This is a genomic window from Streptomyces sp. SLBN-31, assembly GCF_006715395.1.
GTDB lineage: Bacteria > Actinomycetota > Actinomycetes > Streptomycetales > Streptomycetaceae > Streptomyces.
This window is the reverse complement of sequence record NZ_VFNC01000003.1, coordinates 1,304,816-1,327,760: the sequence shown is the minus strand read 5'-3', so window position 1 is coordinate 1,327,760 and position 22,945 is coordinate 1,304,816. Positions and strand designations below refer to the sequence as shown.

The 22,945-nt window shown below is 69.5% G+C and carries 18 protein-coding genes and 3 pseudogenes; 3 read left to right on the top strand and 18 right to left on the bottom strand.

Features of this window, described 5'->3' with window-relative positions; translation table 11 throughout:
- Positions 1 to 667 (top strand): annotated as a pseudogene (locus FBY22_RS43800) (M56 family metallopeptidase); the annotation flags it as partial.
- Between the two features lie 249 nt (positions 668 to 916).
- On the opposite strand, the pseudogene recQ reads toward FBY22_RS43800, so the two are convergent.
- Positions 917 to 2,909, bottom strand: a pseudogene (gene recQ / locus FBY22_RS43795) (DNA helicase RecQ).
- 239 nt (positions 2,910 to 3,148) lie between these two features.
- Here recQ and FBY22_RS45665 point away from each other — a divergent pair.
- Entirely contained in the window at positions 3,149 to 3,922 is a 774-nt protein-coding gene (locus FBY22_RS45665; protein ID WP_260845405.1) for a hypothetical protein, read from the top strand.
- Positions 3,923 to 3,956: 34 nt separating this feature from the next.
- Here the strand turns inward: FBY22_RS45665 and FBY22_RS45660 are convergent, their stop codons facing one another.
- The 16 genes and pseudogenes from FBY22_RS45660 to FBY22_RS43720 form a co-directional block, all read right to left on the bottom strand.
- Positions 3,957 to 4,595, bottom strand: coding sequence for a proton-conducting transporter membrane subunit (locus FBY22_RS45660; RefSeq protein ID WP_260845404.1), 639 nt, complete (start codon positions 4,593 to 4,595; stop codon positions 3,957 to 3,959).
- Complete coding sequence (locus FBY22_RS45655; protein ID WP_260845403.1) at positions 4,571 to 4,795, bottom strand: proton-conducting transporter membrane subunit; 225 nt, start codon at positions 4,793 to 4,795, stop codon at positions 4,571 to 4,573. Before FBY22_RS45655 ends, FBY22_RS45660 begins: the two co-directional genes overlap by 25 nt.
- A gap of 45 nt (positions 4,796 to 4,840) precedes the next feature.
- Positions 4,841 to 5,401, bottom strand: coding sequence for a hypothetical protein (locus tag FBY22_RS45650; RefSeq protein WP_260845402.1), 561 nt, complete (start codon positions 5,399 to 5,401; stop codon positions 4,841 to 4,843).
- Entirely contained in the window at positions 5,398 to 6,972 is a 1,575-nt protein-coding gene (locus FBY22_RS43780) for an NADH-quinone oxidoreductase subunit M (protein ID WP_142141853.1), read from the bottom strand. The genes FBY22_RS45650 and FBY22_RS43780 overlap by 4 nt, the downstream gene beginning before the upstream one ends.
- Positions 6,973 to 6,977: 5 nt before the next feature.
- Positions 6,978 to 8,924: an NADH-quinone oxidoreductase subunit L gene (gene nuoL, locus FBY22_RS43775; protein ID WP_142141852.1), complete on the bottom strand. Its 1,947-nt coding sequence runs from the start codon at positions 8,922 to 8,924 to the stop codon at positions 6,978 to 6,980.
- Positions 8,925 to 8,940: 16 nt separating this feature from the next.
- Positions 8,941 to 9,240, bottom strand: a complete 300-nt coding sequence (nuoK, locus tag FBY22_RS43770) for an NADH-quinone oxidoreductase subunit NuoK (RefSeq protein ID WP_071384283.1) — start codon at positions 9,238 to 9,240, stop codon at positions 8,941 to 8,943.
- Positions 9,237 to 10,076, bottom strand: a complete 840-nt coding sequence (locus FBY22_RS43765) for an NADH-quinone oxidoreductase subunit J (RefSeq protein ID WP_142141851.1) — start codon at positions 10,074 to 10,076, stop codon at positions 9,237 to 9,239. Before FBY22_RS43765 ends, nuoK begins: the two co-directional genes overlap by 4 nt.
- Positions 10,073 to 10,714, bottom strand: coding sequence for an NADH-quinone oxidoreductase subunit NuoI (nuoI, locus tag FBY22_RS43760; RefSeq protein WP_142154528.1), 642 nt, complete (start codon positions 10,712 to 10,714; stop codon positions 10,073 to 10,075). The genes FBY22_RS43765 and nuoI overlap by 4 nt, the downstream gene beginning before the upstream one ends.
- Positions 10,707 to 12,071, bottom strand: a pseudogene (gene nuoH, locus FBY22_RS43755) (NADH-quinone oxidoreductase subunit NuoH). Before nuoH ends, nuoI begins: the two are co-directional and overlap by 8 nt.
- On the bottom strand, positions 12,068 to 14,572 hold the full coding sequence (locus FBY22_RS43750; protein ID WP_142154526.1) for an NADH-quinone oxidoreductase subunit G: 2,505 nt from the start codon (positions 14,570 to 14,572) through the stop codon (positions 12,068 to 12,070). The pseudogene nuoH and the gene FBY22_RS43750 overlap by 4 nt, the downstream one beginning before the upstream one ends.
- Positions 14,569 to 15,915 (bottom strand): NADH-quinone oxidoreductase subunit NuoF, encoded by a 1,347-nt coding sequence (gene nuoF, locus FBY22_RS43745; protein WP_142141850.1) that lies wholly within the window; start codon positions 15,913 to 15,915, stop codon positions 14,569 to 14,571. Before nuoF ends, FBY22_RS43750 begins: the two co-directional genes overlap by 4 nt.
- The gene (gene nuoE / locus FBY22_RS43740; protein ID WP_142141849.1) at positions 15,915 to 16,787 is read right to left on the bottom strand and encodes an NADH-quinone oxidoreductase subunit NuoE; all 873 of its coding nucleotides are present in this window, start codon (positions 16,785 to 16,787) and stop codon (positions 15,915 to 15,917) included. The genes nuoF and nuoE overlap by 1 nt, the downstream gene beginning before the upstream one ends.
- The gene (locus FBY22_RS43735; RefSeq protein ID WP_142141848.1) at positions 16,784 to 18,106 is read right to left on the bottom strand and encodes an NADH-quinone oxidoreductase subunit D; all 1,323 of its coding nucleotides are present in this window, start codon (positions 18,104 to 18,106) and stop codon (positions 16,784 to 16,786) included. The genes nuoE and FBY22_RS43735 overlap by 4 nt, the downstream gene beginning before the upstream one ends.
- Complete coding sequence (locus tag FBY22_RS43730; RefSeq protein ID WP_142141847.1) at positions 18,103 to 18,858, bottom strand: NADH-quinone oxidoreductase subunit C; 756 nt, start codon at positions 18,856 to 18,858, stop codon at positions 18,103 to 18,105. The genes FBY22_RS43735 and FBY22_RS43730 overlap by 4 nt, the downstream gene beginning before the upstream one ends.
- The gene (locus FBY22_RS43725) at positions 18,855 to 19,409 is read right to left on the bottom strand and encodes an NADH-quinone oxidoreductase subunit B family protein (RefSeq protein WP_023547484.1); all 555 of its coding nucleotides are present in this window, start codon (positions 19,407 to 19,409) and stop codon (positions 18,855 to 18,857) included. Before FBY22_RS43725 ends, FBY22_RS43730 begins: the two co-directional genes overlap by 4 nt.
- Before the next feature lie 15 nt (positions 19,410 to 19,424).
- Positions 19,425 to 19,784: an NADH-quinone oxidoreductase subunit A gene (locus FBY22_RS43720; protein WP_003992243.1), complete on the bottom strand. Its 360-nt coding sequence runs from the start codon at positions 19,782 to 19,784 to the stop codon at positions 19,425 to 19,427.
- Positions 19,785 to 20,552: 768 nt separating this feature from the next.
- On the opposite strand from FBY22_RS43720, the gene FBY22_RS43715 reads away from it, so the two are divergent.
- Positions 20,553 to 21,353, top strand: a complete 801-nt coding sequence (locus tag FBY22_RS43715) for a C40 family peptidase (protein ID WP_142141846.1) — start codon at positions 20,553 to 20,555, stop codon at positions 21,351 to 21,353.
- Between the two features lie 211 nt (positions 21,354 to 21,564).
- Here FBY22_RS43715 and FBY22_RS43710 read toward each other — a convergent pair whose 3' ends face one another.
- Positions 21,565 to 22,899, bottom strand: a complete 1,335-nt coding sequence (locus tag FBY22_RS43710) for a geranylgeranyl reductase family protein (RefSeq protein ID WP_142154523.1) — start codon at positions 22,897 to 22,899, stop codon at positions 21,565 to 21,567.
- Positions 22,900 to 22,945 lie beyond the last annotated feature (46 nt).

Genomic DNA, 22,945 nt, shown 5'->3' with positions numbered 1-22,945 from the left:
AGCCGCCCTCACCCTGCTGCTGGCCTGCGGGGCCGCCGGAGCACCGCGATGCTCACCCCGAGTTCGTCGAGGCGCGGCGGCGGCGCGGCGTGACCCGGGCGCATCTGCGCGAGCGGGCGCCGGAGCTGCCCGCCGGACTGGAGGCGGTGGCGCGCGGTCCGCTGCTGGTGCTGGAGGACGAGTATCCGGACGCCTGGTGGATGCCGGGCAACCCGGCACAGCTGTCGTCACGACGGGCGCCCTGCACCGGCTGACCGACCACCAACTAGACGCCGTACTGACGCACGAGCAGGACCACGCGCGGGCCCACCACGACTGGCTGCTGCATCTGTCGACGGCGCTGGCCACGGGTTTCCCCCGGGTGCCGTTGTTCGCCCACTTCTGCGACCAGACGCACCGGCTGGTCGAGCTGGCCGCCGACGACACGGCGTCACGGCGGTGCGGGCACCTGACGACCGCGCTGGCGCTGATCGAGCTGAACCAGCACCGGGGCGTACTGTCCTGCTCCTCCAGCCACCGTCTGCTCGGCGAGCGCGTGGACCGGCTGCTGCAGCCGCCGCGCAGGCTGGGCCGCCGCCACCGGGCGCTCACGGCGACCGTCGCCGCGCTGGTGCCGTTGCTGCCGCTGCTGATCGTCTTCGGCCCCGGGCTGACGGCGCTGGCCTGACCCGCGTCGGGCTGCCGTCGCCCTGGCGGGCCGGAGTTGCGCCGACCAGGGCGGGCCGTTCCGCCGGTCCCCGGCGCTGCACCGGTCTCGCGCCGAGGAACCCTGTGACCAGCCCCCGCACCAGGGCGAGGCCCAGCGCGGACCACACCTCGGCTGGCAGGAACGCATTCGCGGCCGCCGCCCCGGCGCGCCGGAGTTCCGCCGTCCCGCGGCGCGACGGGATCCAGCCCCGGCGTGCCCGGTCCGCCCCTACATCCAGTCGTCCGGCTCCGGCTCCTCCTCCATCTCGGGCCAGTCGTCCTCGGCGCTCGGACCGGTGTCCGCCGCGGGCGCCGCGCCGGGCGCCCCGCCCAGCGAGGCCAGCACCGCCAGCACCCCCTCGCCGTACGTCACCAGCTTCTTCTCGCCGACGCCGCTGATGCCGCCCAGCTGTTGCACGGAGGTCGGCCAGGCCGTGGCGATCTCCCGGAGCGTGGCGTCGTGGAAGATGACGTAGGCCGGGACGCCTGCTCCCTGGCCTGCTCGGCCCGCCAGGCGCGCAGCGCCTCGAAGGCCGGCTGGAGGGCCTCGGGAAGCTCGGCCGCGGCAGCCTTGGCCTTGGAGCCCTTCGCGGAGGACGCCGAGCGTGAGGTCACCGGCTTCTTCGGCTCCTTGCGCAGCGGTACCTCCCGCTCGCGCCGCAGCACCGACCCGCTCGCCTCGGTGAGCACGAGCGTGCCGTAGTCGCCCTCGACCGCGAGCAGCCCCTGCGCGAGCAACTGCCTTACGACACCGCGCCACTCGACCTCGGTGAGGTCCTCGCCGATGCCGAACACGGCGAGCTGGTCGTGGGCGAACTGGATGACCTTGGCCGTGCGCCTGCCACAGCGGATGTCGACGATCTGCACGGCGCCGAACTTCTGCCCCCGCTCCCGCTGGCAGCCGCACCCACCGTGGACAGCACCTTCTGCGCGGCGGACCGTGCCGTCCCCAGGTCTCGGCGGGTGCGGCAGGTGTTCGCAGTTGCCGCAGTCCGCCGCATCCGGGTCCTGCCCGAGTAGGCGAGGAGCTGGCCGCGCGCGCACCGGGCGCTCTCGCACAGCGCCAGCATCGCGTCCAGTGGGCGGAGGGCCGCGGCGGCGGAAAACGCCTCGTAGCCCTCGGACGACTGGATCATCTTGCGCTGCTGAGGACGTCGTTGAGTCCGCGTAGCCATCCAGGCCCGTGGAGGTGCAGCCGTCGCGTCCGGCGCGGCCCGTCTCCTGTATAGTAGCCCTCGACCGGACTTGGGCAGGTCGAGGTGGGCGCGAAGAGGAACGTTCCGGCTTGTCGATGCCCATGTCCGAAGGCGATGGTCGCGACCACGACCAGGCCTTCCTCGCGCAGGAACCTGGACTGGTGCGCCGCGCGGGTGCCCCGCGTCAGGCCCGCGTGGTAGGGCACCAGCCTCGATGCCGTTGTCGGTCAGGAACTCCGCCGTCGCCTCCACGACTTGCGGGAGAGGCAGTACACGATGCCCGCGTCGCCGGCGTTGCTCCTCGCGCAGGAACGCCAGCAGCTGCTCTGCTGTCGGGTCGGCCTTCGGCACGATCCGGTACTGGATGTTGGGCCGGTCGAAGCTGGCCACGAAGTGCCGGGCGGTCGGCATGTGCAGCCGCTGGGTGAGCTCCTCGTGCGTGGCGCGGGTGGCCGTCGCCGTGAGCGCGACGCGCGGTACGTCCGGCCAGCGCTCGCCGAGCAGGGACAGGGCGAGATAGTCCGGGCGGAAGTCGTGGCCCACTGGGAGACGCAGTGGGCCTCGTCGATCGCGAAGAGGGCGATCTTGCCGCGGGAGAGCAGGTCCAGGGTGGCGTCCAGCCGCAGCCGCTCGGGGGCGAGGTAGAGCAGATCGAGTTCGCCGGCCAGGAATTCGGCCTCGACCACCCGCCGCTCGTCGAAGTCCTGCGTGGAGTTCATGAAACCCGGCGCGCACGCCCAGCGCCCGGAGCGCGTCGACCTGGTCCTGCATCAGCGCGATGAGCGGGGAGACCACGATTCCCGTGCCGGGTCTGACCAGGGACGGAATCTGGTAGCACAGCGACTTGCCGCCGCCGGTGGGCATGAGGACGACGGCGTCGCCGCCCGCCACCACGTGCTCGATGACCGCTTCCTGCTCGCCGCGGAAGCTGTCGTACCGAAGACGCGGTGGAGCGTGGCCAGTGCCTCGCTGTCGCCGGTGTGCCACAGGCGTGTGTGCCTCGGTCGTCACAACCGTCCCGCCCATCCCGTGCATCGCTCGTCCCCCGTGCGTCGTCCCTCGACCACTGCCTCCACGATAGGGGCCCGGACTGACAGCGCCGGAGTTGTCCACAGGCCGGCGCCGGGCGATCGGCGCTCAGCCCAATGGCCCGCGTCGCGTGACACCGCCGTACCGGCCGGGGACATGCTGCTCGGGCGGGACGGGGGCGGGCCGCGTCTCCCCGGACGGGTGGCCCGCGCGTCCCCCGACCAAGGAGCCGCGTGATGTCCCGTCGGCCCCTCAAGGCCGCCCTCACCGTGGCGGTGGCCGCTGCCTTCTCGCTGGCCGCCGTTCCCGCACAGGCCGCGCCCGACCCCGCCCCCTCCGTGTGGACCGGCGTGGCCGACACCTACGTCGCGACGGCCCGCTACGCCCACGAGGGCTTCGCCAAGGACGGCCGGTACGTCCCCGTCGGCGGGTGCGACGCCGCCGCCGAGGGCGGCGCCGACTACCGCTACGTCAACCTGTCGAATGTCGGTTCACTCGATCCGGGGAAACCGGCGGCTCTGATCTACGCGGACAGGTTCACCGACGAGATCACCGGCATGGACGGCGCCGACGCAGGCCGCAGGCTGGTCGCGGTGAGTGGATCGTCCAGAACACCGGCCGGACCGCGCCGAAGCTGTTCGGCGAGACCCTCCAGAAGGGCCGGCCTCTCCGGCTACTTCACGCTGCGCGCCTGGCTCTACGAGCCCAATGACAACGGGCTGTTCGCCGCGTACAACCCGAGGTGGCCTGCTGGCGCCTGCCCCGCACATGGGCGGGCCCCGGCTCCCTCTCCGGGAACCGGGGCCCGCCGTGACGCGGTGTGCGGATCAGCGCACGAAGACGCTCGCCTGACTCGCGAGGTCCAGAAGTACTGCGGCGCCACACCGAGCACCAGCGTGACCACCACACCGAGCCCGATCGCGGTCATCGTCAGCGGCGACGGAACGGCGACCGTCGGGCCCTCCGGCCTGGGCTCGCTGAAGAACATCAGCACGATCACGCGGATGTAGAAGAAGGCCGCCACCGCGGACGAGATCACACCGATCACGACCAGCGGCGCCGCCCCGCCCTCCGCCGCCGCCTTGAACACGGCGAACTACCGGCGAAGCCGGATGTCAGCGGGATACCGGCGAAGGCCAGCAGGAACACCGCGAACACGGCTCTCGCCACCAGCGGCGAACGACGGCCGAGCCCCGCCCACTTGGACAGGTGTGTCGCCTCGCCGCCCGCGTCGCGCACCAGCGTGACCACCGCGAACGCGCCGATCGTCACGAAGGAGTACGCGCCCAGGTAGAAGAGGACGGACGACACGCCGTCCTTCGACGTGGCGATGACACCCGCGAGGATGAACCCGGCGTGCGCGATCGACGAGTACCCAGCAGCCGCTTGATGTCGGTCTGGGTGATCGCGACATCGCACCGCCCGGCATGTGACGATCGCGACGGCCCACATGACCGGCCGCCAGTCCCAGCGCATGCCCGGCAGGACGACGTACAGCAGGCGCAGCAGCGCGACCGAACGGCCCGCCACCTTCGTCGCCGCCGCCAATGAACCCGGTGACCGGGGTCGGCGCGCCCTGGTAGACGTCCGGCGCCACATGTGGAACGGGACGGCTCCGACCTTGAACAGCAGGCCCATGAGGATCATCGCGCCGCCGATCAGCAGCAGCGCGTCGTTGCCCAATGGTGTCCGCGAGCGCCGGGTCGACTTCGTGGACGGTGCCGGTCGACGACCTGCGCGATCCGCGCGTACGACACCGACCCGGCGTAGCCGTACAGCATGGCGATGCCGAACAGGGTGAACGCCGAGGCGAACGCGCCGAGCAGGAAGTACTTGACCGCGGCCTCCTGCGACATGAGCCGCTTGCGGCGGGCAGCGCGCACATCAGGTAGAGCGGGAGGAGAAGACCTCCAGGGCCACGAACAGGGTCAGCAGGTCGTTTGGCCGACGGGAAGACCAGCATTCCGGAGATCGCGAAGAGCAGCACGGGAACACCTCGGGTGGTGGTAAACACCGGCCTTCACGAGCCGCTTCTCGCTGTCGCTGCCCGGCACGGACGCGGCCTGCGCGGCGAAGGAGTCGACCCGGTTGCCGTGCGCCGCCGGGTCCAGGCGCCGCTCGGCGAAGGTGAACAGGCCGACCAGTCCGGACAGCAGGATCGTGCCCTGCAGGAACAGGGACGGCCCGTCGACCGCGATGGCGCCCATCGCCGCGATGTGCGCCTTGGTGGTGCCGTATCCGTCCGACGCGAGCGCGACGACCGCGGCGAAGGCGGCGACGAGCGCGACGAGGGACACGAACACCTGGGCGTAGTAGCGGGACTTGCGCGGGACGAACGCCTCGACGAGCACCCCGACGATCGCCGCGCCCACGACGATCAGGGTGGGCGACAACTGCGCGTATTCGATCTTCGGTGCGTTGATCTTCGAAATCGGTTCGGCTGCGGTCGCCGCCGTTGTCCACAGGCTGTGGACGGCTGCTGCGCTCACTTGGCCACCGCCTCCACCTCAGGCTTGGGGTCCGTCTTGTGTACGTCGGACAGGGTCGACTTCACGGCCGGGTTGACGATGTCCGTCACCGGCTTCGGGTAGACGCCCAGGAAGATCAACAGAACGATCAACGGGGCGACCACCAGGAGCTCGCGCACCCTGAGGTCGGGCATCGCGGAGACCTCCGGCTTCACCGGGCCCGTCATCGTCCGCTGGTAGAGGACGAGGGCGTACAGCGCGGCGAGAACGATGCCGAAGGTGCCGATGATGCCGATCGCCGGGTAGCGCGTGAACGTGCCGACCAGGACCAGGAACTCGCTCACGAACGGCGCCAGTCCCGGCAGGGACAGCGTGGCCAGCGTGCCGATCAGGAATGTGCCGGCGAGCACCGGGGCGACCTTCTGCACACCGCCGTAGTCGGCGATGAGCCGCGAGCCGCGGCGCGAGATGAGGAACCCGGCGAGCAGCATCCACGCGGCCGTGGAGATCCCGTGGTTGACCATGTAGAGCGTCGCGCCGGACTGGCCCTGGCTGGTCATCGCGAAGATGCCCATGATGATGAAGCCGAAGTGCGAGATCGACGCGTACGCCACCAGCCGCTTGATGTCCCGCTGGCCCACCGCGAGCAGCGCGCCGTAGACGATGCTGATGAGGGCCAGTACGAGGATCACCGGCGTCGCCCACTTGCTGGCCTCCGGGAACAGCTGGAGGCAGAAGCGGAGCATCGCGAAGGTGCCCACCTTGTCGACTACCGCCGTGATGAGCACGGCGACCGGCGCGGTGGACTCCTGCATGGCGTTGGGCAGCCAGGTGTGCAGCGGCCACAGCGGCGCCTTGACGGCAAAGGCGAAGAAGAAGCCGAGGAACAGCCAGCGCTCGGTGCTCGTCGCCATGTGCAGCGAGCCGTTGGCGCGGGCCTGGGCGATCTCCTGGAGGCTGAAGTTCCCGGCGACCACGTACAGACCGATCACCGCGGCCAGCATGATCAGCCCGCCGACCAGGTTGTACAGCAGGAACTTCACGGCCGCGTACGACCGCTGCGTGGACGCCGCCTCCTCGCCGTGCTCGTGGGCACGGTCCCCGAAGCCGCCGATGAGGAAGTACATCGGGATCAGCATCGCTTCGAAGAAGATGTAGAAGAGGAAGACGTCGGTCGCCTCGAAGGAGATGATCACCATCGCCTCGACGGCCAGGATCAGGGCGAAGAAGCCCTGCGTCGGCCGCCAGCGGCGGCTTCCGGTCTCCAGCGGGTCCGCGTCGTGCCAGCCCGCGAGGATGATGAACGGGATCAGCAGGGCGGTCAGCGCGACCAGCGCCACCGCGATGCCGTCCACGCCCAGTTCGTAGCGGACTCCGAAGTCCGCGATCCAGGCGTGCGACTCGGTCAGTTGGTAGCGGCCGCCGTCCGGGTCGAAGCGGACCAGGACGGTGATCGCGAGGGCGAGTGTGGCGAGCGAGACGAGCAGTGCCAGCCATTTCGCGGCGGTGCGCTGCGCGGCCGGCACGGCGGCCGTGGCGATGGCCCCGATCGCGGGGAGCACCGCCGTCGCTGTCAGCAGAGGAAAGGACATCGGTATCAGACCGCCCTCATCAGCAGGGTCGCGGCGACGAGGACCGCCGCACCGCCGAACATCGAGACCGCGTAGGAGCGCGCGAAGCCGTTCTGCAGCTTGCGCATGCGTCCGGACAGGCCCCCGACCGAGGCGGCCGTGCCGTTGACGACACCGTCGACCAGGGTGTGGTCGACGTACACCAGGGAGCGCGTGAGGTGTTCGCCGCCGCGGACCAGGACGACGTGGTTGAAGTCGTCCTGCAGCAGGTCGCGCCGGGCGGCCCGGGTGAGCAGCGAACCGCGCGGGGCGACGGACGGCACCGGGCGGCGGCCGTACATGGCGTAGGCGATGCCGACGCCGATGATCAGGCAGACCATTGTCGCGCCGGTGACGGTCGCCGCGCTCAGCGGGGAGTCGCCCTCGCTGTGCCCGGTGACCGGCTCCAGCCAGTGCAGGAAGCGGTCGCCGATGCTGAAGAACGCGCCGCCGAAGACCGAGCCGATCGCCAGCACGATCATGGGGATCGTCATGACCTTCGGGGACTCGTGCGGGTGCGGCTCGGCGTGCTCGCCCCGGTGCTCGGCGGCGGGCTCCGCGCTCGGGGCCTCCGGGGAGCGGGTGGGCCGGTTCTTCCAGCGCTCCTCTCCGAAGAAGGTCATCAGCATCACGCGCGTCATGTAGAACGCGGTGATGGCCGCGCCCACCAGGGCGCACGCGCCCAGGATCCAGCCCTCGGTGCCGCCCTTCGCGAAGGCCGCCTCGATGATCTTGTCCTTGGAGAAGAAGCCGGACAGGCCCGGGAAGCCGATGATCGCGAGGTAGCCGAGGCCGAAGGTGATGAAGGTGACCGGCATGTACTTCCGCAGGCCGCCGTACTTGCGCATGTCGACCTCGTCGTTCATGCCGTGCATGACCGAACCTGCGCCGAGGAAGAGGCCGGCCTTGAAGAAGCCGTGCGTCACCAGGTGCATGATCGCGAAGACGTAGCCGATGGGACCGAGACCGGCGGCGAGGACCATGTAGCCGATCTGCGACATGGTCGAGCCGGCCAGCGCCTTCTTGATGTCGTCCTTCGCGCAACCGACGATCGCACCGAACAGGAGCGTGACGGCACCGACCACGGTGACCACGAGCTGTGCGTCGGGCGCGGCGTTGAAGATCGCCCCGGAGCGGACGATCAGGTAGACGCCCGCGGTCACCATCGTCGCGGCGTGGATGAGGGCCGAGACCGGGGTCGGGCCCTCCATCGCGTCCCCGAGCCAGGACTGCAGCGGCACCTGGGCGGACTTGCCGCAGGCGGCGAGCAGGAGCATCAGGGCGATGGCGGTGAGCTTGCCCTCGGAGGCGTCGGTCGCGTGACCGAGGACCGGTCCGAAGGCGAAGGTGCCGAACGTCGTGAACATCAGCATGATCGCGATGGACAGGCCCATGTCGCCGACGCGGTTGACCAGGAAGGCCTTCTTCGCCGCCGTCGCCGCGCTGGGCTTGTGCTGCCAGAAGCCGATCAGCAGGTACGAGGCCAGACCGACGCCTTCCCAGCCGACGTACAGCAGCAGGTAGTTGTCGGCGAGGACCAGCAGCAGCATCGCCGCGAGGAACAGGTTCAGGTAGCCGAAGAAGCGGCGGCGGCGCTCGTCGTGCTCCATGTACCCGACCGAGTACAGGTGGATCAGCGATCCGACGCCGGTGATCAGCAGGACGAACGTCATCGACAGCTGGTCGAGGCGGAAGGTGACGTCCGCCTGGAAGCCCGCGACCGGGATCCAGCTGAACAGGTGCTGGGTCAGGGTGCGGTGTTCGGCGTCCTTGCCGAGCAGGTCGGCGAAGAGGATCACACCGAACACGAAGGAGGCCGTCGACATCAGGACGCCGATCCAGTGGCCGACGGCATCGAGCCGCCGGCCGCCGCACAGCAGTACGGCCGCTCCGAGCAGTGGCGCCGCCACCAGCAGCGCAATCAGGTTATCCACGATTCTTTCCGACCCCTCAGAGCTTCATCAGGCTGGCGTCGTCGACCGAGGCCGAGTGGCGGGTGCGGAACAGGGACACGATGATCGCGAGTCCGACCACGACCTCCGCGGCGGCGACGACCATCGTGAAGAACGCGATGATCTGGCCGTCGAGGTTGCCGTGCATCCGGGAGAAGGTGACGAACGCGAGGTTGCACGCGTTCAGCATCAGCTCGATGCACATGAAGACGACGATCGCGTTGCGCCTGATCAGCACGCCGGTGGCGCCGATCGTGAACAACAGGGCCGAGAGATACAGGTAGTTGACGGGGTTCACTTCGACGCCTCCTCCCGCTTGAAGGTGGCCGGTTCGATCGCGGTGCGCTCAAGGCGTTCCTCCGCGCGCTGCTCCAGCGCCTTGAGGTCGTTGAGCGCCTCGGCCGACACGTCGCGGATCTGGCCGCGATCGCGCAGGGTCTTGCTGACCGTGAGCTCCGACGGGGTGCCGTCGGGCAGCAGGCCCGCGATGTCGACCGCGTTGTGCCGGGCGTACACGCCGGGCGCCGGGAGCGGCGGTACGTGCTTGCCCTCGCGGACGCGCTGTTCGGACAGCTCGCGCTGCGTCTTGGCGCGCTCGGTGCGCTCGCGGTGCGTGAGCACCATCGCGCCGACGGCCGCCGTGATCAGCAGCGCGCCGGTGATTTCGAAGGCGAAGACGTACTTGGTGAAGATGAGGGCCGCGAGGCCTTCCACATTGCCGTTGGCGTTCGCCTGGCCGGTGCCGTTGAACTCCTTCAGGGAGGCGTTGCCGATCCCGGCGAACAGCAGGACCCCGAAGCCGACTCCGCAGAGAAGTGCCAGCCAGCGCTGGCCCTTGATCGTCTCCTTCAGCGAGTCCGCGGCCGTCACGCCGACGAGCATCACCACGAAGAGGAACAGCATCATGATCGCGCCGGTGTAGACGACGATCTGCACGATGCCCAGGAAGTAGGCGCCGTTGGCGAGGTAGAAGACCGCCAGGACGATCATGGTGCCGGCGAGTGACAGCGCGCTGTGCACGGCCTTCTTCATGAAGACGGTGGACAGGGCGCCGATCACGGCGACGGTGCCGAGGACCCAGAACTGGAAGGCCTCTCCGGTGGAGGTGGAGTAGGCGGCGAGTTGCGCGCTCATCGGCCGATCACCTTCTCCGACGCGGGCTCTTCCTCGCCGAAGGTCGACGCGGCCTCCTGGACGACCTCGCCCTTGGAGACGGCGGTCTGTTGGACTGTGCCGGGGGCGGCCTCGGTGACCAGGCCCCGGTAGTAGTCCTGCTCGTCCGTCCCCGGGTAGATCGCGTGCGGGGAGTCGACCATGCCCTCTTCGAGGCCGGCGAGCAGCTGCTCCTTGGTGTAGATGAGGTTGGCGCGGCTGGAGTCGGCCAGCTCGAACTCGTTGGTCATCGTCAGCGCGCGCGTGGGGCACGCCTCGATGCACAGGCCGCACAGGATGCAGCGGGCGTAGTTGATCTGGTAGACGCGGCCGTACCGCTCGCCCGGCGAGTAGCGCTCCTCGTCCGTGTTGTCGGCGCCCTCCACATAGATGGCGTCGGCGGGGCAGGCCCAGGCGCACAGCTCGCAGCCGACGCACTTCTCCAGGCCGTCCGGATGGCGGTTGAGCTGGTGCCGTCCGTGGAAACGGGGAGCGGTGGTCTTCTGCTGCTCCGGGTACTGCTCGGTCAGCCGCTTCTTGAACATGGCCTTGAAGGTCACGCCGAAGCCGGCGACGGGGTTCATGAAACCGGGCTTGGTCTCCTTGGGCTCCTCAGCCATCGGACGCCTCCTTTCCATCCGAAGATCCGTCACTGGGAGTATCCGGCCCACCACTGACAATCAGCTCCCGCTCTCGGCGCGAGCTGCGCCTCGGCACCGGCGGGAGCTCCTGTCCGGGCAGCGGCGGCACGTGGGAATCCGCCCGCCATCGGGTCGAATCCGGCGGGCTCCGCGGCCTCCTGCTCGCTCGCCTTGGCCTTCTCGCGGAACATGTCGGCGACGAAGGACAGCAGGAGCAGAGCGAGGACGGCGCCGCCGATGTAGAGGGCGATGTCGGCGAAGTCGTAGTTCTCGTTCCTCAGCGCCCGCACCGTCGCGACCAGCATCAGCCAGACCACGGAGACGGGGATGAGGACCTTCCAGCCGAGCTTCATCAGCTGGTCGTAGCGCCCCCGCGGGAGGGTGCCGCGCAGCCAGATGAAGAAGAACAGCAGCAGCTGGACCTTGATCGTGAACCACAGCAGCGGCCACCAGCCGTGGTTGGCGCCCTCCCAGAAGGTGCTGATCGGCCAGGGGGCGCGCCAACCGCGAGGAAGAGCGTGGTCGACACGGCCGAGACCGTCACCATGTTGACGTACTCGGCGAGCATGAACATCGCGAACTTGATCGACGAGTACTCGGTGTTGAAGCCGCCGACCAGGTCGCCCTCGGACTCCGGCATGTCGAAGGGGGCGCGGTTGGTCTCGCCCACCATGGTGACGATGTAGAGGATGAAGGAGACCGGCAGCAGCAGGATGTACCAGCGGTCGTGCTGCTGCTCGACGATCGTCGACGTCGACATCGACCCGGAGTAGAGGAACACGGAGGCGAACGCCGCGCCCATGGCGATCTCGTACGAGATCATCTGCGCGCAGGAGCGCAGACCGCCCAGGAGCGGGTAGGTCGATCCGGAGCTCCAGCCGGCCAGGACGATGCCGTAGATGCCGACCGAGGCGACCGCGAGGATGAAGAGCATCGCGATCGGCAGGTCGGTGAGCTGCATCGCGGTCCGCGTGCCGAAGATCGAGACCTCGTTGTCGGCCGGCCCGAAGGGGATCACCGCGATCGCCATGAAGGCCGGGATGGCCGCGACGATCGGCGCGAGGACGTACACCACCTTGTCGGCGCGCTTGACGATGAGGTCTTCCTTGAGCATCAGCTTCACACCGTCGGCGAGCGACTGGAGCATGCCCCAGGGGCCGTGCCGGTTGGGGCCGATGCGCAGCTGCATCCAGGCGACGACCTTGCGCTCCCAGACGATGGAGAACAGCACGGTCACCATCAGGAAGGCGAAGCAGAAGACGGCCTTGACGACGACCAGCCACCAGGGGTCGGTGCCGAACATCGAGAGGTCTTCAGCGGCGAAGTACGGGCTCATCCCTCCACCTCCTTCGGGGCCTCGCCGACGGTCGTCGCCGGGCCGATGCGGACGAGGGCGCCGGGCAGCGCCCCGGTGTCGGAGGCGACTCCCCCGCCGACGGAGTTCAGCGGGAGCCAGACCACCCGGTCGGGCATCTCCGCGGTCTGCAGGGGGAGTTCGACGGCTCCCGCGGGTCCGGTCACGGCGAGGAGATCGCCGTCCTTGACGCCCACCTCGGCCGCCGTCGCGGCCGACACGCGCGCGTGGGCGGCGTGCCGGGTGCCGGCGAGCGCCTCGTCGCCCTCCTGCAGGACGCCCCGGTCGAGCAGGAGGCGGTGCCCGGCGAGTACGGCCTCCCCGGCCGCGGGCCTGGGCAACTGGCCCCCGGTCTCCAGAGGTTCGGAGGCGCGCGGCCCGTCCCAGGGACCGAGCCGGTCGATCTCGGAGCGCACGGTGCGCAGGTCCGGCAGACCCAGGTGCACGTCCATGGCGTCGGCCAGCATCTGCAGCACACGCGCGTCGGTCGGCGCGAGGCGGCGGGTCATCTGCTCGGGCTTGAGCGCGGCGTCGAAGAAGCGCACCCTGCCCTCCCAGTTGAGGAAGGTTCCGGCCTTCTCGGCGACCGCGGCGACCGGCAGGACGACGCTGGCGTGTTCGCTGACCTCACTGGGCCGCAGCTCCAGCGACACCACGAACCCGGCCTCGTGAAGTGCTTCACGCGCGCGTGCCGGGTCTGGCAGGTCGGCGATCTCGACGCCCGCGACCACCAGGGCCTGCAGTTCGCCGCTCGCGGCGGCCTCCACGATCTGGCTGGTGTCGCGGCCGTAGCGGTGCGGGAGTTCGGCGACCCCCCAGACCGCGGCCACCTCTTCACGCGCGCGTGGGTCGGTCGCCGGACGGCCGCCCGGCAGCAGGGACGGCAGCGCGCCGGCCTCCACGGCCGCGCGCTCTCCGGCCCGCCGCGGGATCCAGACCAGCTGGGCCCCGGTGGCGGAGGAGGCGCGTACGGCGGCGGTCAGACCTCCCGCCACTGCGGCGAGCCGCTCGCCGACGACGATCACGGCGCCCTCGGCGCGCAGCGCCTCGGCGGCCTTCGCGCCGTCGTCCTCCAGGCCGACCCCGCTCGCGAGCGCGTCGAGCCACTCGGTCTCGGTGCTGGGGGCGGCCGGCAGCAGCGTGCCGCCCGCCTTCTCCAGGCCGCGCGTCGCGTGCGTGGCCAGCGCGAACACCTTCTGCCCGTGCTTGCGCCAGGCCTTGCGCAGCCTCAGGAAGACGCCGGGCGCCTCCTCCTCGGCCTCGAAGCCGACCAGCAGGACGGCGGGCGCCTTCTCCAGGGAGGTGTACGTGACACCCGTACCGTCGAGGTCCCGTCCCCGGCCGGCGACCCGCGCCGCCAGGAAGTCGGCCTCCTCGCCGCTGTGCACGCGCGCGCGGAAGTCGATGTCGTTCGTATCGAGCGCCACGCGCGCGAACTTGCTGTACGCGTAGGCGTCCTCGACGGTGAGCCGGCCGCCGGTCAGGACGCCGGTGCGGCCGCGCGAGGCGAGCAGGCCCTGAGCGGCGATCTGCAGCGCCTCCGGCCAGGAGGCCGGTTCGAGGTCGCCCTCGGCGTTGCGCACCAGGGGGGTGGTGAGCCGGTCGCGCTGCTGTGCGTAGCGGAACGCGAAGCGGCCCTTGTCGCAGATCCACTCCTCGTTGACCTCGGGGTCGTTGGCCGCCAGGCGCCGCATGACCTTGCCGCGCCGGTGGTCGGTGCGGGTCGCGCAGCCGCCGGAGCAGTGCTCGCACACGCTCGGCGAGGAGACCAGGTCGAAGGGACGGGAGCGGAATCGGTACGCCGCCGAGGTGAGCGCGCCCACCGGGCAGATCTGGATGGTGTTGCCGGAGAAGTACGACTCGAAGGGGTCGCCCTCACCGGTGCCGACCTGCTGCAGCGCGCCCCGCTCCAGCAGCTCGATCATCGGATCGCCCGCGACCTGGTTGGAGAAGCGGGTGCAGCGCGCGCACAGCACGCACCGCTCGCGGTCGAGCAGGACCTGTGTGGAGATCGCGACCGGCTTCTCGTACGTCCGCTTCTTGCCGTCGAAGCGGGAGTCGGCCTGGCCGTGCGACATGGCCTGGTTCTGCAGCGGGCACTCGCCGCCCTTGTCGCAGACCGGGCAGTCCAGCGGGTGGTTGATGAGGAGGAACTCCATCACACCGTGCTGGGACTTCTCGGCGACCGGCGAGGTGAGCTGCGTCTTGACGACCATGCCGTCCGTGCACGTGATGGTGCAGGACGCCATCGGCTTGCGCTGGCCCTCGACCTCGACGATGCACTGCCGGCAGGCGCCGACCGGGTCGAGGAGGGGGTGGTCGCAGAAGCGGGGGATCTCGATGCCGAGCTGCTCGGCGGCCCGGATGACCAGGGTGCCCTTGGGCACGCTGATCTCGGCGCCGTCGATGGTCAGCGTGACGAGGTCCTCCGGCGGGACCGCCGCCTCTCCCCCTCCGGAGGGAGCACTGGTGGTCACGGTCATGCGTTCACCTCCGGGCGGTCCGCCCAGGCCGTCGACTTGGCCGGGTCGAAGGGGCAGCCCCGGCCGGTGATGTGCTGCTCGTACTCCTCGCGGAAGTACTTCAGCGAGGAGAAGATCGGCGAGGCGGCGCCGTCGCCGAGGGCGCAGAACGCCTTGCCGTTGATGTTGTCGGCGATGTCGTTCAGCTTGTCGAGGTCGTCCATGGCGCCCTTGCCGGCCTCGATGTCACGCAGCAACTGCACGAGCCAGTAGGTGCCTTCTCGGCACGGCGTGCACTTGCCGCAGGACTCGTGGGCGTAGAACTCGGTCCAGCGGGTGACGGCGCGGACGACGCAGGTCGTCTCGTCGAAGCACTGCAGAGCCTTGGTGCCGAGCATGGAACCGGCGGCGCCGACGCCCTCGTAGTCGAGGGGCACGTCGAGGTGCTCGTCGGTGAACATCGGCGTCGAGGAGCCGCCCGGCGTCCAGAACTTCAGCCGGTGGCCCGGCCGCATGCCGCCGCTCATCTCCAGCAGCTGGCGCAGCGTGATGCCGAGCGGGGCCTCGTACTGGCCGGGGCTCGCGACATGGCCGCTGAGCGAGTACAGCGTGAAGCCGGGGGACTTCTCGCTGCCCATCGACCGGAACCATTCCTTGCCCCGATGGACGATCGCGGGAACCGACGCGATCGACTCGACGTTGTTCACAACAGTCGGGCACGCGTAGAGGCCCGCCACGGCGGGGAAAGGGGGACGGAGCCGCGGTTGACCCCGGCGGCCTTCGAGCGAGTCGAGCAGTGCGGTCTCCTCACCGCAGATGTACGCGCCGGCGCCGGCGTGCACGGTGAGTTCCAGGTTCAGCCCGCTGCCCAGGATGTTCTCGCCGAGGTAGCCCGCCGCGTAGGCCTCGCGCACGGCCTCGTGCAACCGCCGCAGAACGGGGACGACTTCACCCCGCAGATAGATGAAGGCATGCGAAGACCTGATGGCGTAACACGCGATGACGATGCCCTCGATGAGGCTGTGCGGGTTCGCGAAGAGGAGCGGGATGTCCTTGCAGGTTCCCGGCTCCGACTCGTCGGCGTTGACAACTAGATAGTGCGGTTTTCCATCACCCTGCGGAATGAACTGCCATTTCATTCCCGTCGGGAATCCCGCGCCGCCGCGGCCGCGCAGACCGGAGTCCTTGACGTACGCGATCAGGTCGTCCGGCGACATCGCCAGCGCCTTGCGCAGGCCCTCGTACCCCTCGTGCCTCTTGTAGACGTCCAGCGACCAGGACCTGTCCTCGTCCCAGAAGGCCGACAACACGGGTGCGAGCAGCTTCTCCGGGCTGGTGTCCTTCAGTTCGGGTGCCAAGGTCATCACTCCCCCTCCTCGGCGGCGGGCCCTGCCGGGTGGGCTGGGTCGGAGGCCGACGTCTCCTGCGGCGCGTCGTGCGAGCTGAGGTGCTCGGTCGGCGACGGCTCGTGCACTTCCCTGTCCTGCGGCTCGTCGTGCGGGCCGCCGTCCCGCGGATGGACCACGCGCGCGGGTGCGGTCTCTCCCCTTGCCAGGCGGAGGCCCACGAGCGACGCCGGTCCCGCACTGCCGCTCTCCTCGACGGCCCCGGGCCGCTCGTCGGGGAAGCCGGCCAGGATCCGCGCGGTCTCCTTGAAGGTGCAAAGGCGTGCCCCGCGCGTGGGCTCGACGTCGCGTCCGGCGCGCAGGTCGTCGACGAGGCGCTTGGCGCTGGCCGGGGTCTGGTTGTCGAAGAACTCCCAGTTGACCATCACCACCGGCGCGAAGTCGCAGGCCGCGTTGCACTCGATGTGCTCCAGGGTGACCTTGCCGTCGCCGGTGGTCTCGCCGTTGCCGACGCCGAGGTGCTCCTGGAGCTCCTCGAAGATCGCGTCGCCGCCCATCACCGCGCACAGCGTGTTGGTGCAGACGCCGACCTGGTAGTCGCCGCTCGGCTTGCGCCGGTACATGGTGTAGAAGGTCGCGACGGCGGTGACCTCGGCCGTGGTCAGCTCCAGCACGTCCGCGCAGAACTGCATCCCGGTGCGCGTGACATGGCCCTCCTCCGACTGCACGAGGTGCAGCAGTGGCAGCAGGGCCGAGCGGGAGTCGGGGTAGCGGGCGATGATCTCGCGCGCGTCCCTCTCGAGCCGTTCACGGACGTCGGCCGGGTAGGCGGGCGCGGGCAGTTCGGGCATGCCCAGGCTGACGCCGTGCTCCGAAGGACTGGTGGTCACCGGTCGACGCCTCCCATCACGGGGTCGATGGACGCGACGGCCACGATGACGTCGGCGACCTGGCCGCCTTCGCACATCGCCGCCATGGCCTGCAGGTTGGTGAAGGACGGGTCCCGGAAGTGGACCCGGTAGGGGCGGGTGCCGCCGTCGGACACGGCGTGCACCCCGAGTTCGCCCTTGGGCGACTCGACGGCCGCGTAGGCCTGTCCCGGCGGGACGCGGAAGCCCTCGGTGACCAGCTTGAAGTGGTGGATCAGGGCCTCCATGGAGGTGCCCATGATCTTCTTGATGTGGTCGAGGGAGTTGCCGAGCCCGTCCGGTCCCAGGGCGAGCTGGGCGGGCCAGGCGATCTTCTTGTCGGCGACCATGACCGGGCCGGGCTGCAGCCGGTCCAGGCACTGCTCGATGATGCCCAGCGACTGGCGCATCTCCTCCAGGCGGATCAGGAAGCGTCCGTAGGAGTCGCAGGTGTCGGCGGTCGGGATCTCGAAGTCGTAGGTCTCGTAGTCGCAGTAGGGCTGCGCCTTGCGCAGGTCGTGCGGCAGGCCGGTGGAGCGCAGGATCGGTCCCGTCGCGCCGAGGGCCATGCAGCCGGCCAGGTCCAGATAGCCGACGTCCTGCATACGGGCCTTGAAGATGGGGTTCCCGGTGGCGAGCTTGTCGTACTCCGGGAGGTTCTTCTTCATCTTCTTCACGAACTCGCGGATGTGGTCCACCGCGCCGGGCGGCAGGTCCTGGGCGAGTCCGCCGGGCCGGATGTACGCGTGGTTCATGCGCAGGCCCGTGATGAGCTCGTAGATGTCGAGAATCATTTCACGATCACGGAATCCGTAGATCATGATCGTGGTGGCGCCGAGCTCCATGCCGCCGGTGGCGATGCACACCAGGTGGGAGGAGAGCCGGTTCAGCTCCATCAGGAGCACCCGGATGATCTTGGTGCGCTCGGAGATCTGGTCCTCGATGCCGAGGAGCTTCTCGACGGCGAGACAGTAGGCGGTCTCGTTGAAGAAGGACGTCAGGTAGTCCATGCGCGTCACGAACGTGGTGCCCTGCGTCCACGTGCGGAACTCGAGGTTCTTCTCGATGCCGGTGTGGAGGTAGCCGATGCCGCAGCGGGCCTCGGTGACCGTCTCACCGTCGATCTCCAGGATCAGGCGCAGCACTCCGTGGGTGGACGGGTGCTGGGGCCCCATGTTGACGACGATGCGCTCGTCGTCGGCGCGGGCCGCGGACTGGACGACCTCGTCCCAGTCGCCACCGGTGACCGTGTACACGGTGCCCTCGGTGGTCTCGCGGGCCGATGCTGACTGCGTGCTCACGAGTACGACCTCCGCTGGTCCGGAGCCGGGATCTGGGCGCCCTTGTACTCGACGGGGATGCCGCCGAGGGGGTAGTCCTTGCGCTGCGGATGGCCCTGCCAGTCGTCCGGCATCATGATCCGCGTCAGCGCCGGGTGACCGTCGAAGACGATCCCGAAGAAGTCGTAGGTCTCACGCTCGTGCCAGTCGTTGGTCGGGTACACCGACACCAGCGAGGGGATCTTCGGGTCGCTGTCGGGGGCGCTGACCTCGAGGCGGATGAGCCTGTTGTGGGTGATCGAGCGCAGGTGGTAGACGGCGTGCAGCTCGCGGCCCTTGTCGTGCGGGTAGTGGACACCGCTGACGCCGGTGCACAGCTCGAAACGCAGGGCCGGGTCGTCGCGCAGGGTGCGGGCGACGCGCAGCAGGTGCTCACGCTCGATGTGGAAGGTGAGTTCGCCGCGGTCGACGACCGTCTTCTCGATGGCGTTGTCCGGGAGCAGGCCCTGCTCCTCCAGCGCGCCCTCCAGCTCGTCTGCGACCTCGTCGAACCAGCCGCCGTAGGGGCGGGCGGCCGGCCCCGGAAGGCGGACCGAGCGGACGAGGCCGCCGTAGCCGGAGGTGTCGCCGCCGTTGTTGGCGCCGAACATGCCGCGCTGGACGCGGATCTCCTCACCGCCCTCGCCCCGCTGGCCGGGGAGGTTGGAGGCGCCGAGGTCCTTCTCGGGGTTCACGCCGTTCGACGCCCCGTTCGCACCGTTCGCGTCGCTCACCGCAGCAGCCCCTTCATCTCGATCGTGGGCAGGGCCTTGAGCGCCGCCTCCTCCGCCTCGCGAGCCGCCTCCTCGGCGTTCACGCCGAGCTTGGAGGTCTGGATCTTGTGGTGGAGCTTGAGGATGGCGTCCATCAGCATCTCGGGCCGTGGCGGGCAGCCCGGGAGATAGATGTCGACCGGGACGATGTGGTCGACGCCCTGGACGATCGCGTAGTTGTTGAACATGCCGCCCGAGGAGGCGCAGACCCCCATGGAGATCACCCACTTGGGGTTCGGCATCTGGTCGTAGACCTGCCTGAGCACCGGCGCCATCTTCTGGCTGACCCGGCCGGCGACGATCATCAGGTCCGCCTGGCGGGGTGAGCCGCGGAAGACCTCCATGCCGAAGCGCGCCAGGTCGTAGCGGCCGGCGCCGGTGGTCATCATCTCGATGGCGCAGCAGGCCAGGCCGAAGGTCGCCGGGAAGACGGACGCCTTGCGCACCCAGCCCGCGGCCTGCTCGACGGTGGTCAGCAGGAAGCCGCTCGGCAGCTTTTCTTCGAGTCCCATGTCGTTAAAGGCCCCTCAGTCCCATTCCAGGCCGCCCCGCCGCCATACGTACGCGTAGGCGACGAAGACGGTGAGCACGAAGAGCAGCATCTCCACGAGCCCGAAGATCCCCAGGGCGTCGAAGGTGACGGCCCAGGGGTAGAGGAAGACGATCTCGATGTCGAAGACGATGAAGAGCATCGCCGTCAGGTAGTACTTGATGGGGAAACGCCCGCCGCCGGCCGGCGTGGGGGTGGGCTCGATACCGCACTCGTAGGCCTCGAGCTTGGCCCGGTTGTACCGCTTCGGACCGATCAGCGTGGCCATGACCACGGAGAAGATCGCAAAGCCTGCCCCGAGGGCTCCCAGTACGAGGATGGGCGCATACGCGTTCACCGCTCCTCGCTCCTCTCAGTCGGCACTGACTGCTGGCGTTGGTGCCGGACTCACACCGGCCTCCCACGCCCCTCCAACCTCCGTTCGTCCCAACGAAGATCGAGAACATGTGAAGCAGGTCACAAGCCCGACTGCCTCGCATCTTATGCCTGCCGCTCTGTGATCTGCGACACGGGGTATTGCACAACCTTTGTGATCTCCACCACCTGACGAAGGATCATGAAGTCGGATGAGCGGTGATCTTCGTACGCGAAGCGCCAGAGTGATCACCAGAGGTGACATTTTCGCTCGTCGGCGCAGCTCGGAGGGGGCGTCTCCATATCAAGAGAGTTCCGCTGCATGCAAATTGGTGCTGGACCCACCGCCTTGATAGTGGAGCCGGTTCACACCTCGGAGTGAGGTCTGCGGCGCGATGTGAACGCGTGCATCCGTTCACGAGCGAGTCCGCCTCGCGATCCCGGCGCAATCCCTTCGTGATCTACGCGCGTGACGCACGCATTGCCGTGACCGTTGCGTGACCTCCGCCACATCCATGAGAGGCGTCTGAGAACCGGGCTTGGCCAACTGTCCCAACCGATGGTAGGTCGGGGGCAATTCGGGCGTACTGGCGAAAGAGCGTGATCACGGGCTTGATGGGTCGCGTCCGCAATGTCCGTTACGGCGTCAATAAGGAAACCCTGGCGAGGAATTTGGGGGGTCCATTGAGCAACTGTGGCGCACCACACGTTTCTTGAAGGTATGGAGGAGCCCCTGATACCGGTTGTTCTCATGTCCCACACCGCTCACATACGCAGCCACCGGAAACCCCGCCGCAGCGCGACGACGAACCTCGCCGTGCGTGCCGGAGTTGCCGGTGGCGTACTCAGCATGGCGGCGGCGGGTGCGGCCTCGGCGAACGCAGCCGAGACCACTCAGACCCTGCAACTGCCCACCCTGACGGCCGACCTGGCCGCCCAGGTCGCCCAGTCCGCGGACGCCACTCAGCAGGCGGCCGCGAACTACGAGCTGCAGGCCGAGCGTGACGCGGCCGCCGCAAAGGCCGCGAAGCAGGCCAAGGCGGACCTCGCCGAGGCGAAGAAGAAGGCCGAGGCGAAGAAGAAGGCCGAGGAGGCCCGTAAGGCCGCCGCGGAGCGCGCCGCGTCCCGCAGCTCCGAGCGGACCACCCTGTCCGCCTCCGTGGGCTCCAGCGCCTCCACGAGCTCCTCCACGGCCACCGGTTCGGCCGCGGCGGTCATCGCCTTCGTGAAGGCACAGATCGGCGACGCCTACGTCTCCGGCGGCACCGGCCCCAACTCGTGGGACTGCTCCGGCCTCATGCAGACCGCGTTCAAGCAGGTCGGCATCAGCCTGCCGCGCGTCTCGCAGGACCAGTCGACGGCCGGCACCCAGGTCTCGCTGAGCAACCTGCAGCCCGGCGACATCCTGTACTGGGGCAGCGCGGGCAGCGCGTACCACGTGGCGCTGTACGTCGGTGACGGCATGTTCGTCGGCGCGCAGAACCCCTCGACCGGCGTCGTGGAGAAGCCGCTCTCCTACGACCCGCCGACCGGCGCGGTGCGGGTGCTCTGACACCGGGACACATCAGGACACAGAACACGACACGGAAAGGGCCGCTGCCGCTCGGGGGCAGCGGCCCTCCGTCGCACCCACGGCCGGAATCGCACTCAGTGCCCGAATTGTCCCCGGCGGGCAGGGCATTGACGGGGCGTCGCGCACACATCGGCGGCCCGGCGGGACGAATGTCCGTCCCGCCGGGCCGCCGATGCAGCACCCGCGGAGGCTAGGCCTTCGGCGCCACCTTGCTCAGGCCGTTGATGATGCGGTCCATCGCGTCGCCGCCCGTCGGGTCGGTGAGGTTGGCGAGCATCTTCAGGGTGAACTTCATCAGCAGCGGGTGGGTGAGGCCGCGCTGGGTCGCGATCTTCATGACCTTCGGGTTGCCGATGAGCTTCACGAAGGCGCGGCCGAGCGTGTAGTAGCCGCCGTAGGTGTCCTTCAGGACGCGCGGGTAGCGCTGCAGGGCGAGTTCGCGGCTCGCGGGGGTCGGGCGGGCGTGGGCCTGGACGATGACGTCGGCGGCGATCTGGCCGGACTCCATGGCGTAGGCGATGCCCTCGCCGTTGAACGGGTTCACCAGACCGCCGGCGTCGCCCACCAGCAGCAGACCGCGCGTGTAGTGGGGCTGCCGGTTGAAGGCCATGGGCAGGGCGGCGCCACGGATGGGGCCGGTCATGTTCTCCGGCGTGTAGCCCCAGTCCTCCGGCATCGACGCGCACCAGGCCTTCAGCACCTCGCGCCAGTCGAGTTCCTTGAAGGAGTCGGAGGTGTTGAGGACGCCGAGCCCGACGTTCGAGGTGCCGTCGCCCATGCCGAAGATCCAGCCGTAGCCGGGGAGCAGACGGTCCTCGGGGCCGCGGCGGTCCCACAGTTCCAGCCAGGACTCCAGGTAGTCGTCCTCGTGGCGGGGGCTCTCGAAGTACGTCCGGACGGCGACGCCCATGGGGCGGTCCTCGCGGCGGTGCAGGCCCATCGCCAGGGACAGCCGGGTGGAGTTGCCGTCGGCCGCGACGACCAGGGGCGCGTGGAAGGTGACCTCGCGCTTCTCCTCGCCGAGCTTGGCGTGCACGCCGGTGATGCGACCGGTGCGCTCGTCGACGATCGGGGCGCCGACGTTGCAGCGCTCGTACAGCCGCGCGCCCGCCTTCTGCGCCTGACGGGCGAGCTGCTCGTCGAAGTCGTCGCGCTTGCGGACGAGGCCGTAGTCCGGGAAGGAGGCGAGATCCGGCCAGTCGAGCTGCAGGCGGACGCCGCCGCCGATGATGCGCAGGCCCTTGTTGCGCAGCCAGCCGGCCTCCTCGGAGACGTCGATGCCCATGGCCACGAGCTGCTTCACCGCGCGCGGGGTGAGGCCGTCGCCGCAGACCTTCTCGCGCGGGAACTCGGTCTTCTCCAGCAGGAGTACGTCGAGGCCGGCCTTGGCGAGGTGGTACGCGGTCGTGGAGCCGGCTGGCCCCGCGCCGACCACGATCACATCGGCGGTGTTTTCGGAGAGGGGCTCGGTCACGGCGGGATCTCCCCAAGGTTCGGAATATGCGTGCCGACCGGCACTGGACATGGGCAGTCTATTCAGCAGCATTGATCACCCGGCTGAAGGGCTGCCC

Coding starts and splice junctions, on each gene's coding strand:
- nuoF (WP_142141850.1), bottom strand. CDS start 15,915: ATGACCTTGGCACCCGAACTGAAGGACACCAGCCCGGAGAAGCTGCTC.
- FBY22_RS43725 (WP_023547484.1), bottom strand. CDS start 19,409: ATGGGACTCGAAGAAAAGCTGCCGAGCGGCTTCCTGCTGACCACCGTC.
- FBY22_RS43710 (WP_142154523.1), bottom strand. CDS start 22,899: ATGTCCAGTGCCGGTCGGCACGCATATTCCGAACCTTGGGGAGATCCC.
- FBY22_RS45665 (WP_260845405.1), top strand. CDS start 3,149: ATGTCCCGTCGGCCCCTCAAGGCCGCCCTCACCGTGGCGGTGGCCGCT.
- FBY22_RS43715 (WP_142141846.1), top strand. CDS start 20,553: ATGTCCCACACCGCTCACATACGCAGCCACCGGAAACCCCGCCGCAGC.
- nuoI (WP_142154528.1), bottom strand. CDS start 10,714: ATGGCTGAGGAGCCCAAGGAGACCAAGCCCGGTTTCATGAACCCCGTC.
- FBY22_RS43780 (WP_142141853.1), bottom strand. CDS start 6,972: ATGTCCTTTCCTCTGCTGACAGCGACGGCGGTGCTCCCCGCGATCGGG.
- FBY22_RS43765 (WP_142141851.1), bottom strand. CDS start 10,076: ATGAGCGCGCAACTCGCCGCCTACTCCACCTCCACCGGAGAGGCCTTC.
- FBY22_RS43750 (WP_142154526.1), bottom strand. CDS start 14,572: ATGACCGTGACCACCAGTGCTCCCTCCGGAGGGGGAGAGGCGGCGGTC.